General features: G+C 29.9%; 19 protein-coding genes and 1 riboswitch. Of the genes, 4 read left to right on the top strand and 15 right to left on the bottom strand.

Annotated features, from left to right (window positions below):
- The first annotated feature begins 84 nt into the window (after positions 1-84).
- On the top strand, positions 85-813 hold the full coding sequence (locus ACFWTK_RS08225) for an HAD-IB family hydrolase (RefSeq protein WP_415875537.1): 729 nt from the start codon (positions 85-87) through the stop codon (positions 811-813).
- Between the two features lie 41 nt (positions 814-854).
- Here ACFWTK_RS08225 and ACFWTK_RS08230 read toward each other — a convergent pair whose 3' ends face one another.
- On the bottom strand, positions 855-1,775 hold the full coding sequence (locus ACFWTK_RS08230; RefSeq protein ID WP_415875538.1) for a branched-chain amino acid transaminase: 921 nt from the start codon (positions 1,773-1,775) through the stop codon (positions 855-857).
- A gap of 235 nt (positions 1,776-2,010) precedes the next feature.
- Here ACFWTK_RS08230 and ACFWTK_RS08235 point away from each other — a divergent pair, with 235 nt between their 5' ends.
- Positions 2,011-2,901, top strand: a complete 891-nt coding sequence (locus tag ACFWTK_RS08235) for a DMT family transporter (RefSeq protein ID WP_415875539.1) — start codon at positions 2,011-2,013, stop codon at positions 2,899-2,901.
- 116 nt (positions 2,902-3,017) lie between these two features.
- On the opposite strand, the gene ACFWTK_RS08240 is transcribed toward ACFWTK_RS08235, so the two are convergent.
- The 4 genes from ACFWTK_RS08240 to ACFWTK_RS08255 all read right to left on the bottom strand — a co-directional run bounded on the left by ACFWTK_RS08240 (position 3,018) and on the right by ACFWTK_RS08255 (position 6,562).
- Complete coding sequence (locus ACFWTK_RS08240; RefSeq protein ID WP_415875540.1) at positions 3,018-3,845, bottom strand: MetQ/NlpA family ABC transporter substrate-binding protein; 828 nt, start codon at positions 3,843-3,845, stop codon at positions 3,018-3,020.
- Between the two features lie 60 nt (positions 3,846-3,905).
- Entirely contained in the window at positions 3,906-4,544 is a 639-nt protein-coding gene (locus ACFWTK_RS08245) for a methionine ABC transporter permease (RefSeq protein ID WP_415875702.1), read from the bottom strand.
- Between the two features lie 6 nt (positions 4,545-4,550).
- Positions 4,551-5,507 carry a methionine ABC transporter ATP-binding protein gene (locus ACFWTK_RS08250; protein ID WP_415875541.1) on the bottom strand — a complete coding sequence of 319 codons (957 nt, stop codon included), beginning with the start codon at positions 5,505-5,507 and terminating at the stop codon, positions 4,551-4,553.
- Positions 5,508-5,577: 70 nt separating this feature from the next.
- A riboswitch (SAM riboswitch) is annotated at positions 5,578-5,692 on the bottom strand.
- Positions 5,693-5,809: 117 nt separating this feature from the next.
- The gene (locus tag ACFWTK_RS08255) at positions 5,810-6,562 is read right to left on the bottom strand and encodes a SprT-like domain-containing protein (RefSeq protein ID WP_415875542.1); all 753 of its coding nucleotides are present in this window, start codon (positions 6,560-6,562) and stop codon (positions 5,810-5,812) included.
- A 147-nt stretch (positions 6,563-6,709) separates the two neighbouring features.
- Between ACFWTK_RS08255 and ACFWTK_RS08260 the strand changes: the two genes are divergently transcribed.
- Positions 6,710-6,955: a hypothetical protein gene (locus ACFWTK_RS08260; RefSeq protein WP_415875543.1), complete on the top strand. Its 246-nt coding sequence runs from the start codon at positions 6,710-6,712 to the stop codon at positions 6,953-6,955.
- Here ACFWTK_RS08260 and map read toward each other — a convergent pair.
- From map to ACFWTK_RS08300, 8 genes are all read right to left on the bottom strand, one after another.
- Positions 6,952-7,818, bottom strand: a complete 867-nt coding sequence (gene map, locus ACFWTK_RS08265; protein WP_415875544.1) for a type I methionyl aminopeptidase — start codon at positions 7,816-7,818, stop codon at positions 6,952-6,954. The genes ACFWTK_RS08260 and map overlap by 4 nt on opposite strands.
- A gap of 126 nt (positions 7,819-7,944) precedes the next feature.
- Positions 7,945-8,232 carry a hypothetical protein gene (locus tag ACFWTK_RS08270; RefSeq protein ID WP_415875545.1) on the bottom strand — a complete coding sequence of 96 codons (288 nt, stop codon included), beginning with the start codon at positions 8,230-8,232 and terminating at the stop codon, positions 7,945-7,947.
- 289 nt (positions 8,233-8,521) lie between these two features.
- Positions 8,522-8,668, bottom strand: a complete 147-nt coding sequence (locus ACFWTK_RS08275) for a hypothetical protein (protein WP_415875546.1) — start codon at positions 8,666-8,668, stop codon at positions 8,522-8,524.
- Positions 8,669-8,786: 118 nt separating this feature from the next.
- On the bottom strand, positions 8,787-10,154 hold the full coding sequence (locus ACFWTK_RS08280; RefSeq protein ID WP_415875547.1) for a sensor histidine kinase: 1,368 nt from the start codon (positions 10,152-10,154) through the stop codon (positions 8,787-8,789).
- The gene (locus tag ACFWTK_RS08285; protein WP_415875548.1) at positions 10,155-10,844 is read right to left on the bottom strand and encodes a response regulator transcription factor; all 690 of its coding nucleotides are present in this window, start codon (positions 10,842-10,844) and stop codon (positions 10,155-10,157) included. It lies immediately after the preceding gene.
- A gap of 165 nt (positions 10,845-11,009) precedes the next feature.
- Positions 11,010-11,273, bottom strand: coding sequence for a YkuS family protein (locus ACFWTK_RS08290; RefSeq protein ID WP_415875549.1), 264 nt, complete (start codon positions 11,271-11,273; stop codon positions 11,010-11,012).
- 155 nt (positions 11,274-11,428) lie between these two features.
- Entirely contained in the window at positions 11,429-12,700 is a 1,272-nt protein-coding gene (locus tag ACFWTK_RS08295; protein WP_415875550.1) for a uracil-xanthine permease family protein, read from the bottom strand.
- A gap of 646 nt (positions 12,701-13,346) precedes the next feature.
- A complete protein-coding gene (locus ACFWTK_RS08300) occupies positions 13,347-14,258 on the bottom strand; it encodes an AEC family transporter (RefSeq protein WP_415875551.1) in 912 nt (303 codons plus the stop codon).
- A 154-nt stretch (positions 14,259-14,412) separates the two neighbouring features.
- Here ACFWTK_RS08300 and ACFWTK_RS08305 point away from each other — a divergent pair, with 154 nt between their 5' ends.
- Positions 14,413-14,586 (top strand): YjfB family protein, encoded by a 174-nt coding sequence (locus ACFWTK_RS08305; protein WP_415875552.1) that lies wholly within the window; start codon positions 14,413-14,415, stop codon positions 14,584-14,586.
- Between the two features lie 54 nt (positions 14,587-14,640).
- Here the strand turns inward: ACFWTK_RS08305 and ACFWTK_RS08310 are convergent, their stop codons facing one another.
- Positions 14,641-15,003, bottom strand: coding sequence for a transcription factor (locus ACFWTK_RS08310; RefSeq protein ID WP_415875553.1), 363 nt, complete (start codon positions 15,001-15,003; stop codon positions 14,641-14,643).
- Positions 15,004-15,134: 131 nt separating this feature from the next.
- Positions 15,135-15,545 carry an NUDIX hydrolase gene (locus ACFWTK_RS08315; protein WP_415875554.1) on the bottom strand — a complete coding sequence of 137 codons (411 nt, stop codon included), beginning with the start codon at positions 15,543-15,545 and terminating at the stop codon, positions 15,135-15,137.
- Positions 15,546-15,781: the final 236 nt, after the last annotated feature.

Here is a 15,781-nt window from a genome sequence, read left to right on the forward strand (position 1 = left end):
TTTCTTCCATAATAACTATTTATAGTGTATAATCATTCAATATCATCCATAAATGATATAAAAATGTTGAAAGGAGATATATAAATGGGAAAAGTTACTGCAGCCTTTTTTGACATAGATGGAACCCTGTATAGAGAAGGAATGATAACAGAAATTTTTAAAAAATTTATAAAGTCTGATATCATAGAATCTGAACGCTGGTACAACGAAGTTAGGCAATATTATATAAAGTGGGATAAAAGGATAGGAAATTATGACGACTATCTTTTAAAAATGGCAGATATATATATAGAAGCTGTAAAAGGTCTCCACAGAACTCAAGTGGAATTTATTGCAAAGAACGTAATAAATCAAAAAGGGGACAGAGTTTATACTTATACTCGTGACAGAATCGCTTGGCATAAAAAACAAGGGCATAAAACCATAACCATATCTGGAAGTCCTATTGAACTGGTTCGTGAAATGTCTTTAAAACATGGCTTTGATGATTATATAGGAACAAAATACTTAATGGATGAAACTCACCATTATACAGGTGAAATTATTCCTATGTGGGATAGAGAAAGCAAGAAAAAGGCCATAGACTATTTTGTAGATAAATATGATATAGATTTATCTATAAGTTACGCCTATGGAGATACTGCTGGGGATTTTACAATGCTTAAATTAGTAGGAAATCCTATAGCTATAAATCCTACTCGTGAACTTATCCATGAATTAAAAAATGATGAATTCACTAGAAAAAAAGCTAAAATTATTGTAGAGAGAAAGGATATGATTTATACTCTAACTCCTGATTCTATAGAAATTTAAAGAGATTGTGACTTAACACAATCTCTTTAAATATTTTATATTTATTTTTCATATACTGGTATACAGAAATGAGCATATTTAGGATTCTTACCTGTAGTAATTTCAAAGAAAAGTTTCTTAATCTTAGCCGAAATCTCTCCAGGCTTTCCATTTCCTACAACTCTATCATCAACTTCTATAATAGGAGTAACCTCCATAGCTGTCCCACTAAAGAATAATTCATCTGCTGCATAAAGCTCTGTTCTCGTAATACTTCTTTCAACTACTTCTATACCAAGTTCATTCTTTGCAAGAAGCATTACAGTATCCCTTGTAATACCCTCCAATATATTATCTGAAGGTGGTGGTGTTATAAGCTTACCTTTTCTAACCATAAAGATATTCTCTCCTGGTCCTTCGCAAACATGCCCACTTCTTGTTAAGAATATGGCCTCATCATATCCTTTTCTAATAACCTCTAAAGAAGCTAATCCTGAATTAAGATAAGCTGCTGTAGCTTTTGTTCTTGGCGGAAGCATATTGTCTTCAACTCTTGACCAGGAAGTTACTGCAACCTTAAGTTCAGTCTTTCCTGTGTAACTTCCCAATGGCTGACAATATATAACTATTCTGTCATCGTCATCATTTAAAGTTGGTCCTATTTTGTCAGCACCTTTATAAGCTATAGGCCTTACATATGTTGTGGTTTTAAAATTATTCTTTTTTAAAAGCTCAATTGTAAATTTAATAAGATCATCTACAGTATAAGGCAATTTAATATTTATTGTTTTACAGGACTGAAGGAACCTTTCATAATGTTCTTTTAATCTAAAAGCATATAGTTGTTCACTTTCTTCATCCCAATAAGCTCTAATTCCTTCAAAACAAGCAAGTCCATAATTAAAAGCCTTACATCTTATACTGATACTTACTTCTTTTTCTTCTACTATTTTTCCTTGATAAAATACATATGATTCATTCATTAAAATAACCCCCTCGTTGCTGCATTAACCTTCGATAATAGTTACCCCTAAATATTATCGTGCAGCTTTATATTATAAATGTTTAAAGTTTATTATATCACTTTCATATTAATATCACAATTACCTTTTTTGTACAATAATTCTTTTGTTACTAAATTGTCTACAAATATTAAATTTACCTGTCCATATTTATGTTATATAATATAAATTAAAAAAATATTAGGGGGCTTAAAACATGAATTCTAGTTTTAAAATTATAATGTCTATGATTATTTGGGGTAGTTTAGGTCTTTTTGTTAAAAACATAAACTTACCTTCTATAGAAATCGCATTTTTAAGAGCAGTAATTGCTAGTACTATTTTTATTCTCTTTAATTTGTTTACTAAAAAAACTAACTTTAAAAAATATTCTAAGAAAAACTTAATTATCTTACTTATATCCGGCGTTGCTATGGGGTTTAATTGGGTACTACTTTTTCAAGCTTACAAATTCACTACAATTTCAAATTCTACTTTAAGCTACTATTTTGCACCTGTATTTGTAGTCTTACTATCTCCAATTGTGCTAAAGCAAAAGCTTACATCCAATAAACTTTTAGCAGTGATAGGAGCTATGCTTGGTTTGTTTTTAATATTAAATAATCAGAGCGATGCTTCAAACATTGATTATAACCATATTAAAGGCATTAGCTATGGACTTGGAGCTGCCTCTTTATATGCTTCTGTTATGCTATTTAATAATTATATTGAAGACCTATCAGGCTTTGAAAGGACAATTATTCAACTATCAGCTGCAGCACTTGTGCTTCTTCCTTTTATTATATCTAGACATGAACTTCATATAGATAGTTACAAAAGCCTTATATTCATATTAGTTATAGGTATAGTCCATACTGCTGCAGCTTATCTCCTATATTTTTCAGCCTTAAAAGATATAAATGTCCAGAATGCAGCTGTGTTAAGTTACTTGGATCCAATTTCTGCTCTAATCTTTAGTGCTATATTTTTACACGAATCTATGGGAGCATGGCAGATTGCTGGTGGAATTTTGATACTATTTTCAGCCTTTGCAGCTGAAAACACCAAACAAGACGATAAAAAAACAACAGAAGTAAAAAATATTTAAGATGTACAATTGGATGTACATCTTAAATATTTTTTATATTAAAATCTTTTTAAATTTAATTTTACCAGTTTATCTAATCATTTAACTTTTACTTTAGCATCGTAGCTTTTAAAATTTTAAAATGATGGTATTATTGCTCCTTTATAGTTTTCCTCTATAAACTTCTTTATTTCTGGTGAATTTATAGCTTCAACTAAAGCTTTAATGTATTCTTTGTCTTTATTTTCCTCCTTAACTGCAATAATATTAGCATATGGAGAATCCTTATCTTCAATTGCTAATGCATCTTTTGTAGGATTTAACTCTGCTGATAATGCATAATTTGTATTAATAACCGCTGCATCAACGTCCTTCAAAACTCTTGGTAATTGAGCTGCTTCTAATTCTTCAATCTTTATATTTTTAGGATTCTCAGTAATATCTAGTTTAGTTACTAAATCTCCATCTTTAAATTTTGCAATTCCTTCTTTTTCAAGAAGTCTTAAAGCTCTTGCTTCGTTAGTTGGATCATTTGGTACTGCAATAGTAGCTCCATCTTTCAATTCTTTTAAATCCTTTATTTTTTCTGAGTAAATTCCCATAGGTTCTATATGAACTTTTGCCACATAAGCTAAGTGAGTACCATGCTCTTTATTGAAGTCCTCCATGTATGGGATATGTTGGAAGAAATTTGCATCCAGTTCCCCTTGTTCAACTGATGTATTAGGAATAACATAGTCATTAAATACTTTAACATCTAATTTATATCCCTTCTCCTCTAAGATAGGTTTAACTTTCTCTAATATTTCAGCATGTGGTGTTGCACTTGCTCCAATGGTTATAGTTTTCTTTTCCTCAGTTTTTTCAGCTCCTTTTTCGGCTCCTTTGCTGCCGCATCCAGTTAATCCAAATGCTCCTAAAACTAATATACTTGCTAAAATTGTTGATAATATTCTTTTCTTCATATAAAAAGCCCCCTTAAATATTCTAATAATTTATATTTATTGATTTTGAAGTAACCTAAATTACTTATTAACTTTTCTATATATAAGATTTCCTATACTTTGGAATCCTTGAACTAAAACTATTAAAACTACAACTGTAGCTATTAGCACATCTTGCTTAAACATCTGGTATCCATAAGTTATTGCCACATTTCCAAGGCCTCCTGCCCCAATAGCACCTGCCATAGCTGAGAATCCAACTACACTTATAATTGTAAGAGTTATACCAGATATAATAGAAGGAAGTGCTTCTGGAAGCATTACTTTAAATATAATTTGCGATGTACTAGCCCCGAAAGACTTAGCAGCTTCTATTACTCCTTTATCTACTTCTCTTAAAGAGGATTCTATTATTCTTGTTACAAAAGGTGCTGAACCTATTGTTAACGGAACAATTGCTGCGGTAGTTCCTATGGACTTACCTACTATAAATCTCGTAACTGGTATAAGTATTACCATTAAGATTATAAAAGGAAGAGATCTTAAAATATTTATTATTGTGTCTAAAACTTTATATACTGTTTCATTTGGTTTTAATCCATCCTTAGCTGTAATTATCATAATAATTGCTGGTATAAATCCTACTATTACTGCTAGTGCAGTAGAAATTAAAACCATAAATAAAGTTTCACCTAAGGCTGGAAGTATAATATCTGTTATCATAATTTAAATCACCTCCCAATGAACATGTTTTTTGTCTAGGTATCTGCATATATTATCCTTATCACATTCTGATACATTTATTACTAAGCTTCCAAGTACCCCTACGCTAAACTTTTCAAGTTTTCCCCATACTATAGAAAAATCTATATTAAGCTCTCTTGCCATAGCTGTTATCACGGAATTTTCACTTAATTCCTTTGGAAAGAATAGCTTTATATTTACTCCTTCCTCTGGAAGCACCTCTTCTTCTCCTAAAAGATTCTGCAAATCCTCGCTTGGGTTTAAGAAAATCTCCTCCACTTTTCCTGATTGGATTACCCTGCCTCCATCCATTAAGGCAACTTTGGTACAGGCTTCCTTTACAACCTCCATTTGATGTGTAACCACTACTATTGTTATTCCAAGTCTTTCATTTATCTCTTTTAAGAGTTGTAGTATAGATTTAGTAGTCTTAGGATCTAAGGCTGATGTAGCCTCATCACAAAGTAGAATTTCTGGTTTAAGTGTTAAAGCTCTTGCAATAGCAACCCTTTGTTTTTGTCCTCCACTAAGTTCTTTTGGCATACTCTGTGCCTTATCTTCTAAACCTACAAGTGCTAAAAGTTCCTTTACCCTCTTATTTATATCTTCTTTACTATAACCCCAAGTTTCCATAGGAAGCGCTACATTTTTCCATACACTTTTTCTATCTAATAGACTAAAGTTTTGAAATATCATTCCTATATTTTTCCTGAATTCTCTCAGATTCTTTTCCTTAAGTTCCTTTACTTCTTTTCCTTTTACTACTACACTTCCCGAATCATACCCCTCAAGTCCATTAATGCATCTTAAAAGTGTAGATTTACCTGCTCCACTGTGTCCTACAATTCCATATATTTCTCCCTTCTCTATCTTAAGGCTTACATTATATAAAACTTGTTCTTCACCAAAAAACTTATCAACATTTTTTATTTCTATCATTGTTCTCCCCCCTTAGCTGCTTATAAAAATAAGACCTAAGGATAACCTTAGGTCTTATAAGTCCCGTTCATCCTCATCTTCCAGCTTGCGCTGCAGGAATTAGCACCATTGCATACACTATAAAAATAGCATATACCGGTTGCCGGGTTTCATCGGGCCAGTCCCTCCACCACTCTTGATAAGTTCTATTTACTTTTGATGTTTATGATTATATTCCTATTTAGAAAGGTTGTCAATATTTTTTTCAATTTTTATTATAGGTTAGATAGCTGATATATATTAGAAGTTAGACGTTAAGCTTTTCATATTTTCCTTATTTTATTTAGTGGTACATAGTATTTGCTGTACCTATTTCCTTGTCCATCTATGTAATTTCCTTTGTTATCAAGTACCATAATTGCAGCTCTTTTATTTATTCTGTTTACTATTCCATTTTTAATTTCTTCTTCATGTAAGAAACTTACTTTATCACCAATTTTAATTCCTAAGCTTTCACACGCTATTTCTCCGTTTGTTGGAAGAGAATGATATACATCTTTGTGATTAAAGATATTTTTTGCTATTGTTTTAAACCTTTTATTCTTACAGCTTGAATTTCCAAATACATAAAATTCTATAAGGTGAATAATTTCATGCTCAAAAACCATAAGTAGTGCATGAAGAGAATCTTCAGTCTTTACTCCTGCTACTATCTTCTCTCTATCTAGTTCATAATATTGAAATAGAAAATTTACTCCTATTCTTATTTCATACCTTTGTTTCTCTTCTTCTAATATTGGATTTGTTTTAGGAATAATAGTCTTACCAGCACTTCTACTCATTCTTTTAGATAAAGAAAAAGTTATATTTCCCTTAAAAAATTTATTAAAATAATAATTAAAGAAATACTTATCATATAGATTGAACAGTAATTGTAAATCTTCTACTAATATTTTCTTAATTTGACCATGATTTATATTATTAGATATATATATAAATTCATTTCTTAGAAGATGCCTTTTATTCTCTATCTCACTTTCCAAATATGTTGTCTTAATTAATTCCTTCTTTTCCATATAATATTCCTATCCGAGATTTATTAAAAAATATTTTTTTAAATTTTCGAAGTAAAAATAATTTATTATTTATTCTCATATAAAATAATAAGCGATAATGTTTACATCATGTAAAATGTTTACATAAATCCTATAAGGAGGTTTTATATGCCTAATTGCCCAATTCTAAAAAGCTGCCCATTTTTTAACAATAAACTTTCCAACATAACTCCAGATTTGAAAGCATATAAATTAGAGTGCTGCTTGAATGACAATTTAGGATGCGCTAGATTCATAATCGCTAGATTTCTAGGAGTGTATTTCATTCCATATGATTTGCTTCCAAATGAAATGGAGAAAGCTGAAAATATAATAAACAACCGCTCAAATAAACCTAGAAGGTTATCCTTCTAGGTTAAAATTTCAACTCCTTCTTCTGTAACTAATACAGTATGCTCCCATTGAGCTGTTAATTTTCCATCAGCTGTAACTGCTGTCCAACCATCTTCTAGGACTTTGCATTTATATGTTCCTTCGTTTATCATTGGCTCAATTGTAAATATCATACCTGGAACTAAAATCATACCTGTATGAGGCCTGCCGCAATGATCCACAAAAGGTTCTTCATGAAATTCCAATCCAATTCCATGTCCTCCATATTCACGAACTACAGAGTATCCTTTTCTTTCAGCATGCTTTTGAATTGCATACCCTATATCTCCTATAGTTGCAAATGGTTTAACTTCTTCAATGCCTATATAAAGGCATTCTTTCGCTGTTTCAACCAATTTAATAGCCTTTTCCGAAGCCTCTCCAATTATAAACATTCTACTAGCATCACCATAGTATCCATCTAATATACTTGTTACGTCAACATTTACTATATCTCCATTTTTTAATATTCTATCACTACTAGGTATACCGTGGCATACCACTTCATTTATAGAAATACAAACACTTTTAGGATATCCCATATAATTTAGAGGTGCTGGTTTTGCTCCAAGTTCTAGAGTATAATTGTGAACCCAAGTATTTATCTCCTCCGTAGTTATTCCTTCTTTTATTCTTTCCTCTACCATATCTAGTACTTTTCTTGTTACTTCACAGCTCTTTTTTATTCCTTCAATCTGCTCAGGAGTTTTTATAATTTCCCTTGGTGGGGCTATAAGTCCTTCATCTTCCATAAGACTTAGCTTTTCATCCATGTGAAGATGGCAGTTCTTATATTTTTTACCGCTTCCACACCAACATAAGTCATTTCTTGATAATCTATTCATTAAGTCACCTTCCATATAAGTTTTACTCTATTATATATATTATAACACTATATAAGATAATTGAGTAATAACAAAAGGTTATTTTGCCACATTTCCTATATTATACAGCTTACATAATCAACACTATTAGATTGATTCCTTATTACCAGAGTCATTACCTTCATTATCACAACAGCTGACTTTTTTACTTCCTCCCATTATCATTAGCATCATTGAAAACATCATTAATGGACATATAAATGGTGCAACTTTCCCTAGCAAACCAGCAGCACTTGGACTAATCCTAGCTATAAATGGTAGAAGCCATATAACAACTATAGGTAATCCACAACAAAGAATCATATGCAGCATATGCTTTAATGGACTGTGCTTATGATTACCTTGATTACCTCTATTATTCTCATGACATTTCATATTTTTTAATCCTCCAATAGTCTTTTATTCTAAACTAATTTTCTTTAAATGCATTTTATCTAATTCTTATGAATATGATATGAAGATCATTATTTCTCCATGATTTTTATATTTTATTTATATAATCAATCTTACAAGAAATAAATTAATCATAAAAGGAGGATTTTTATTTTATAATTTTATTCTATCTTCATATTTTCTACATAATTTTAAGTTAAAATAGAGATATAAATAAACTTTTTTATATGGGGGAGATGATTATAAAATGTTAACAATAAGTAATTCAGCCTTAAAAACAGCAAAAAGTCTTAATTGTTCTTTTGTTGTATTCATCAAAGAAAATCCTACTTGCTGTTGCTCTGGACCAGTAAAAACTCTTGCTATTAAGCTTTGTAAGAACTTCACTGATTCCAATAATATTTATTCTCTCTTTCATTATGAGGGTATAGATGTATATATTAGCAAAAGCTTAAAATTAAAAAATAACATTGAAATTTATCAAAAGTTAAATCTGCCTATTATTGGGCCCTTATTCGGAGTAAAGGGCATTCAGTTTAATGTTTATTAAAATACACTCTAAAAGTAGAACCTTCTCCTTCCTTACTTTCCACCTCTATGCTTGCGGAGTGGAGCAGCAGCGTGTTTTTAACAATGGTTAACCCTATGCCATTACCTTGGATTTCATGCCTGCTTTTGTCCCCTCTATAAAGTCGTTCAAATATAAATGATAAGTCTTCTTCCTTAATCCCTATACCATTGTCCTTCACTTCCACGATGATATTTTTATTATTATCATACACATTAACCCAAACATGTCCTTTTTCTTTAGTGAATTTAATCGCATTAGACATCAAGTTTATAAATACCTGTTTCAATTTATCCCTATCTCCATTTATCCTATAATCTCTATCTGGCTCTATATAACAATCTATTTTAATGCCTTTCTCTTCTGCAGCCATATAAAAATCCTTGCATACATCCCTAATCAATTCATCTAAAAATATAGTTTTAAAGATAAGCTTCATACTTTCCACTTCAAATTCCTTTAAAATATTTAAGTTGTTTAACAGCTTTCCAAATCTAATTACCTCCTCATTAAGATGATTCATTCTTTCAGTTGTAATAGGGAGGATACCATCTATCATTGCTTCTAAATTATTTTGCAGCACATTTAATGGTGTTCTTATTTCGTGAGAAATATCAGAAACCAACCGTCTTCTTAAAGCATCTTGGTATTTTAATTTTTCAGCTAGTATATTAGCACTGTTTCTTAAATCTTCTAATTCTTCAATATTACTATTTATATCTGATTTTATATCAAATTCCCCCTTAGATAAGTGTACAGACATATTTGCCACCTCTTTTATTGGCATGGAAAATTGCTTAGAAAAATAAAGACTAACGGCTATTATGATAATCAGTGTTAATATTCCGCTGAGGATTATGCTTTTATTTATAGATGCCTTGAAGTTTATATCCTCTTCAGTCAATAATATAGGAGAATACTGGCCAATCTCTACGTATCCAACAATTTTATTATCAGACTTAATTTCAAACTTCTTTTTAGTATACACCCCTTCATTCTTTACATTCATTTCACTAAGGTTAAGTCTATTTCTTACATCATTTGGATCCATTCCCCATATAACATTATTATCACTATCAAATAGAGTTAAGCAGTAATTTCCCATGTAGGCTTCATGCATTAATTCTATACCAGAATCTTTGCTCAATTTTCCTTCTCTCTTATAGACTTCTACTAGATAGGATACTATCCTCTCATACCTTTTGTTCTGAGTATCTACCATGTACTTATTAAACTTACTATTAATAGTTAAATTCACAAAAAACGTAATAAGCAATATGGCAGTAATTGAACATATTACAAATAAAATACTCAGTCTTTTTCTAATAGTTTGCATTTAATTATCACCACCAAACTTATATCCTACTTTAGTAATCGTAATAATATATTTGGGGTTTTTCGTATCTTTTTCTATCTTTTTACGAATATTTTTTATATATACATCAATAGTTCTATCATATCCATCAAAATCAATACCAAATACCTTATCTATAAGCTGCTCTCTTGATAAAACATTTCCTTTGTTTAGAATAAGGACACGCAATATATCAAATTCATTTGGGGTAAGGGCTACCTCTTTTCCATCAATTTTTACTAATCTTTTGTTATAATCAACATATAATCTTCCATCATTAAAGATATAATTTGATGATTTACTATTTCCTGTACTTATTCTTCTAAACAAAGCATTAACCCTGGCTGTTAGTTCTCTAGGGCTAAAGGGCTTAATTAAATATTCATCCGCACCAATATTTAGCCCCTCTATTCTGTCTTCTAAAGCACCTTTTGCTGTTAGCATAAAAATATATACATCAGAACTTTGCCTTATTATTTTGCATATTTCTTCTCCACTTATATCTGGCAGCATTAAATCAAGAATTACCAACTTAATATCTATAGATCTAAATATTTCTAAACCTTTTAATCCCCTGGCAGCACAATAAACCTTATATCCTTCCCTTTCCAAATAAGCTTTTAAAACTTCAGAAACCTTTTCTTCATCTTCAATTATTAGAATATTATTCATATAATTTCACCTCTTATTAAGCTTAATTTTCACTTATTTTATCAATACTATATCAATTTTTTTTTAAAATTTTATGAAGATTTGTGACAAATTGCTGCACAATTTAGTTCTAATACATAAAAATTAAACCTTAGAAAATATACATTTTCTAAGGTTTAATTTTTATTATCTTCTTGTAGTCATCTTATCAATTTCTTCTTTAATTTGTTCTCTTGTCATTCCTTCTGCATTTATTATTGAAGTTGAAGTTAAGGTATCTTGAAATCCCATCACATCTTCACTTAATCCACTTAATACTACAGCATCAAATTTATCAAGTTCTGAAGAATTATATTTCATATTTGTATCTAGCTCTTGTACGCTGTATCCTGCATTCTTAAGAAAATCTCCTATATTACTCAATTCTCTTTCAACAGCTATCTTCTTCATTTTGCATCACCTCTTAAGTTATTTAAGTTATTTTATATAAGTATTTCAAAACTTATTTTCTCCCTTTTTATTAAATTTATTATTTAATAAAAGATTTTTAAAACTGTATAAATTTTAGATGCAAAATTTTAAATTTTTATGAGGATATTTTTCTTTTACTTATTTGCTGCCGATCTATTAAGTATTGCATTAAGTAGTACTCCTACTATAGCAGCTAAACTTAGACCTGTTATTTTAACACTTTCAGTTACTGGTATTCCTATAGATATTCCTGCAAACTTTTCAAGATAGCTTGTTCCAAGCCCTATTACTATTATAGATGCTATTACTATTATATTTTTCACATTAAATTTTACATCATTTTCCTTTAACGTCTTAACTCCTATAAGTGATATCATACTAAAAAGCATTATACTAATTCCGCCCATTACTGGTGATGGAATACTTCTTAAAACTCCTCCTACTTTTGCAATAAACCCTAGAACTATGGCAAACACTGCTGTAATTCTAAGTATGGCTGGATTATAATTCTTTGTTATTGCAAGGACTCCTGTGTTTTCACCATAAGTGGTGTTAGCAGGTCCCCCTATAAACCCAGCAAAAGCAGTTGCAAGTCCATCTCCTAATAAAGTTCTATTTAAACCTGGATCTTCAATAAAGTTTTTTCCTACAACATTACCATTAGTAGTTATATCTCCTATATGTTCCATAAACACAGCTAAAACTGTAGGAGCTATTACAGCAATTGCTCCTAAATCAAACTTAGGAAGTGTAAAGTTTGGTATTGCAAATATAGGAGCTTCATTAATTACCTTTGTATCTACGATTCCAAATTTAAGAGATATTATATATCCTATTATTACAGCAATTAAAATTGCAAGTTGCTTAAAAAATCCTTTTCCCTTTAGCGTTATTAATAAGGCTAAAGCTAAGGTAATACCTGATATTATAAAGTTACCTGATGCCATATCAAGAGCTGTAGGTAATAATGTCATGCCTATTACTATTATCATTGGACCAACTACTTGGTCAGGCAAATATTTTCTTATATTTTCAACTCCTACCTTTTTCACTAAAAGAGACATAATTACGTATATAAGACCCGCTACTACTATACCACCTTGTGCATAGGTCAAGTCTCCATTAAATTTTTCTTTAACTGCTAATATCCCTGATATAAATGCAAATGATGAGCCTAAAAATACTGGTACTTTTCTTTTTGTGCATGCGTGAAAAATAAGAGTTCCTGCTCCTGCAGATAGAAGTGATACCGTTGGATCAAATCCTGTAAGAATTGGTACTAATACTGTAGCTCCAAACATAGCTATTAAATGTTGAAGTGCTAAAATGACTTTCTTGAATTTTTCTAAAACTACTGCACTTTCTTTTAAGTCTGATTTTTCTTTTGCTAACACATTTTCTGACATAAAAATACCTCCTTATTTTTTAATTCTAAGGAGAAAATCGCTCTTCTCCTTTTCTCAGCCTCACTGGACTGAATTAAAAAGTTTTTTAATATTTAGTTATAAAAAAACTTCTTACCAAGCTGGCAAGAAGTTATAGATATCTTTATCAAAACTACATAGCTATATTTCAATACTATGTAAAATATACTATAAATCTTGCCAGTCTCTCTGGACTGTATTAAAGATTTCTTTTTTCTAACCAATTATAACACTACTATTTATAAATGGCAATAGATAATTTTAAAAAAGTGCAATGTATTTTTTTAAGTTGAGGAGTGGAGGCCCCAATGCGCCAGTGCAGAGTGAAGAAGTTTAGAGAGTGTAGGCGCTAAAGCGCTGAGTTTAGAAAAGATCTAATCTCTAAACCAATTTCATTAGGTTAAAAATGATTACGAACTTAATATATGATATGTATGGATGTGTATGATGTTTTTAGTTTTTTTCCACTAAAATAACCTTTTTAACCAAGTGTTGATAATCTTTTTATATTGAACTAGAGTATGAGATTTGCATTGTAGAAAGCGTTGAATAAACGTTAGAAGCTTTCCTAAATGAAAATCTCATATGGAATGTTCAATATTAAGGATTGTCACAATTTATCTCAATTCTATCCTAGAAGTTTTAAAACAGCAGGTATAGTTATCACAGATAACAGTGTTGTTACGAAAACTGTCTGTGAAGCAAACTCAGGTTTTTTATTATAGGCTTGGGCAAAAATTGCAGTTAATGCTGCTGCAGGCATAGCCTCTACTATTACTAATACATTTCTTATCATAGGATCCACATGCAGCATATTTAAAATAAAGTATATTATTAAAGGAACTAATATTAACCTTATAAATGAAGCATAATATATAGAAATTTCTTTAAAAACTTTCTTAAAACTTATGTCTCCTATCATAGCTCCAATTATTATCATAGATAATGGTGTTGTAACATCTCCAACGGATTTTAAAGTGTTATATATAGGCGTTGGCAATTTTATAGAAAATACAAACAAGAAAATTCCTATAAATACTGCTAAAATTCCTGGATTAAGTAATACATTTTTTAATCCTTTAGATTCTTTATCCTTTCTAAAAAGCATTACTCCAAAGCTCCACACAAAAATAGTAGATGGTATATTAAAAATTGAAGCATATAAAATGCCTATATTACCATATATACTTCCTAAAACAGGATATCCCATAAATCCACAGTTCGAAAAAATTGTTATAAATCTTAATATATCCCTTTTATCCTTATCAAACTTAATATAAGGAAGTGCACTTATAATGATTAAAAATATATGAATCGCTGAAGAGTATATAAATATTTTTACTATGTTTATCATAATTTCACTAGAAAAAGTATAATTAAATGAAGAAACTATCATCATTGGCAAAGTTAGTTCCAGCAAAATCTTATTCAATCCTTTACTTGTCTCTTCATTTATTATATTTCTCTTTCTACCATAGTATCCTACTCCTATAATTAGAAATAATATTAGAACTTGATTAATTACAGTTGAATTCTTCAAATCTTCGCCTCCCATTTAATACTTACAATATATAATATCAGCATTTTTTATGTTAATCCATAAAAGATTTGATAAACCTAAATATTTCCTTCATATTTTTTATTTATATACGACCTTAATATTGAATAGCTTTTTTTCAAAGGGAGGTGTTTATATGGATATAGCTATGATGTCAATAGTAAATAATCAAAATAAGGTGAAAGATGCTGCAAGTTTATTGTTAATGAAAAAAATTATGAATATATCACAAACTAATGCAGCAAATATGACCGAAATGATAAAAGCCGTTGACCCTAATTTAGGTTCTAACTTTGATAAAATGGCGTAAAAAAAAGGCTATTGATTTATCTTATCAATAGCCTTTTCTGCGCTAATTTATAAATTAATATAAAAAATTAACACCTTTACATTCCAATAGTATTCTAAGATCTGCCTTTAAACTATCATCAATATCTGTACTATCTTTTACTAATTTATAAGTTTCGATAATAATGTTTTTACACATAATTTTATTAGGCACATCTATATCTTCAATAAATCGAATATATCTAGCAACATTTTTATTAGTTAGGTTTTCCTCTAATTCCATAGAATATTTCATAATTTTTTCAACAGCTCTTTTTTCTTCTTCTTGGGTTTTTATAGATTTTATTTTATCTTTAATAACTACCACTGGTATTGATAACATTCCAACTATGGTAAGGAGTCCTGTGAGTGTTTCTCTTGTGTTATATTTATGTTTCATTCAATTCCCCCCTATATTTGAAAATAAACATGCCATATTTCAAATATATTTGAAGAAAGCATAAATATGATTAAAAATTCTATTTTTTAAGTTTACTGAATATTATATGGTAATTCTATCATGCTATTTTTCTACTCTATTTGCAAAAACACATTGTTTCTATCAAAGTCTTCAACTATATTTTTCATTAATTTCTCTCTTAGCTCTTCCTTTGTAGCCCAAAGATAATCTGTATGTTCTTCTGATAACACAACCTCTGTTTCCTCACTTCTGCACAGATAAGTAATAACAACACACTGCTTTACAGAACTCATTTTAAATGTAGTAGCATATAAAAGTTTTTCAACTGTAATATTTAGTCCTACTTCTTCCTTTGCTTCTCTTATAAGAGCTTCTTCTAGTCCTTCACCAAATTCAATTTTTCCGCCTACACATTCCCAGCTTCCTGCACCAACACCGTCATAGTTTGATCTTTTTATTGTAAGTACCTTACCATTATTTAAAATTACTCCCTTAACAGCTACTATAATTTTGTTTTCCATTTACATTACCTCACTAATATACTCTATATAATTTTAAAATTATTGTATCACAATATAAGAAAAGTGCCATGCAATTTTCTTAAGTGTAGAAGTGGAGGTGCCAAAGCGCAAGCGGAGAATGGAGAAGTATAGAGAGTGTAGGCTCTAAAGCGCTAAATTTAGCCGTTAGGCTACTGAGTTTGATACATTTTTTAAGTGCATCTAAATATGAAGTTTAAATAAACGCTAATGATTGT

The sequence above is a fragment of the Clostridium sp. genome, assembly GCF_047777555.1.
In the GTDB taxonomy this organism is placed as follows: domain Bacteria; phylum Bacillota; class Clostridia; order Clostridiales; family Clostridiaceae; genus Clostridium_H.

Coding starts and splice junctions, on each gene's coding strand:
- ACFWTK_RS08225 (WP_415875537.1), top strand. CDS start 85: ATGGGAAAAGTTACTGCAGCCTTTTTTGACATAGATGGAACCCTGTAT.
- ACFWTK_RS08230 (WP_415875538.1), bottom strand. CDS start 1,775: ATGAATGAATCATATGTATTTTATCAAGGAAAAATAGTAGAAGAAAAA.
- ACFWTK_RS08235 (WP_415875539.1), top strand. CDS start 2,011: ATGAATTCTAGTTTTAAAATTATAATGTCTATGATTATTTGGGGTAGT.
- ACFWTK_RS08240 (WP_415875540.1), bottom strand. CDS start 3,845: ATGAAGAAAAGAATATTATCAACAATTTTAGCAAGTATATTAGTTTTA.
- ACFWTK_RS08250 (WP_415875541.1), bottom strand. CDS start 5,507: ATGATAGAAATAAAAAATGTTGATAAGTTTTTTGGTGAAGAACAAGTT.
- ACFWTK_RS08255 (WP_415875542.1), bottom strand. CDS start 6,562: ATGGAAAAGAAGGAATTAATTAAGACAACATATTTGGAAAGTGAGATA.
- ACFWTK_RS08260 (WP_415875543.1), top strand. CDS start 6,710: ATGCCTAATTGCCCAATTCTAAAAAGCTGCCCATTTTTTAACAATAAA.
- map (WP_415875544.1), bottom strand. CDS start 7,818: ATGAATAGATTATCAAGAAATGACTTATGTTGGTGTGGAAGCGGTAAA.
- ACFWTK_RS08270 (WP_415875545.1), bottom strand. CDS start 8,232: ATGAAATGTCATGAGAATAATAGAGGTAATCAAGGTAATCATAAGCAC.
- ACFWTK_RS08275 (WP_415875546.1), bottom strand. CDS start 8,668: ATGAAAGAGAGAATAAATATTATTGGAATCAGTGAAGTTCTTACAAAG.
- ACFWTK_RS08280 (WP_415875547.1), bottom strand. CDS start 10,154: ATGCAAACTATTAGAAAAAGACTGAGTATTTTATTTGTAATATGTTCA.
- ACFWTK_RS08285 (WP_415875548.1), bottom strand. CDS start 10,844: ATGAATAATATTCTAATAATTGAAGATGAAGAAAAGGTTTCTGAAGTT.
- ACFWTK_RS08290 (WP_415875549.1), bottom strand. CDS start 11,273: ATGAAGAAGATAGCTGTTGAAAGAGAATTGAGTAATATAGGAGATTTT.
- ACFWTK_RS08295 (WP_415875550.1), bottom strand. CDS start 12,700: ATGTCAGAAAATGTGTTAGCAAAAGAAAAATCAGACTTAAAAGAAAGT.
- ACFWTK_RS08305 (WP_415875552.1), top strand. CDS start 14,413: ATGGATATAGCTATGATGTCAATAGTAAATAATCAAAATAAGGTGAAA.
- ACFWTK_RS08310 (WP_415875553.1), bottom strand. CDS start 15,003: ATGAAACATAAATATAACACAAGAGAAACACTCACAGGACTCCTTACC.
- ACFWTK_RS08315 (WP_415875554.1), bottom strand. CDS start 15,545: ATGGAAAACAAAATTATAGTAGCTGTTAAGGGAGTAATTTTAAATAAT.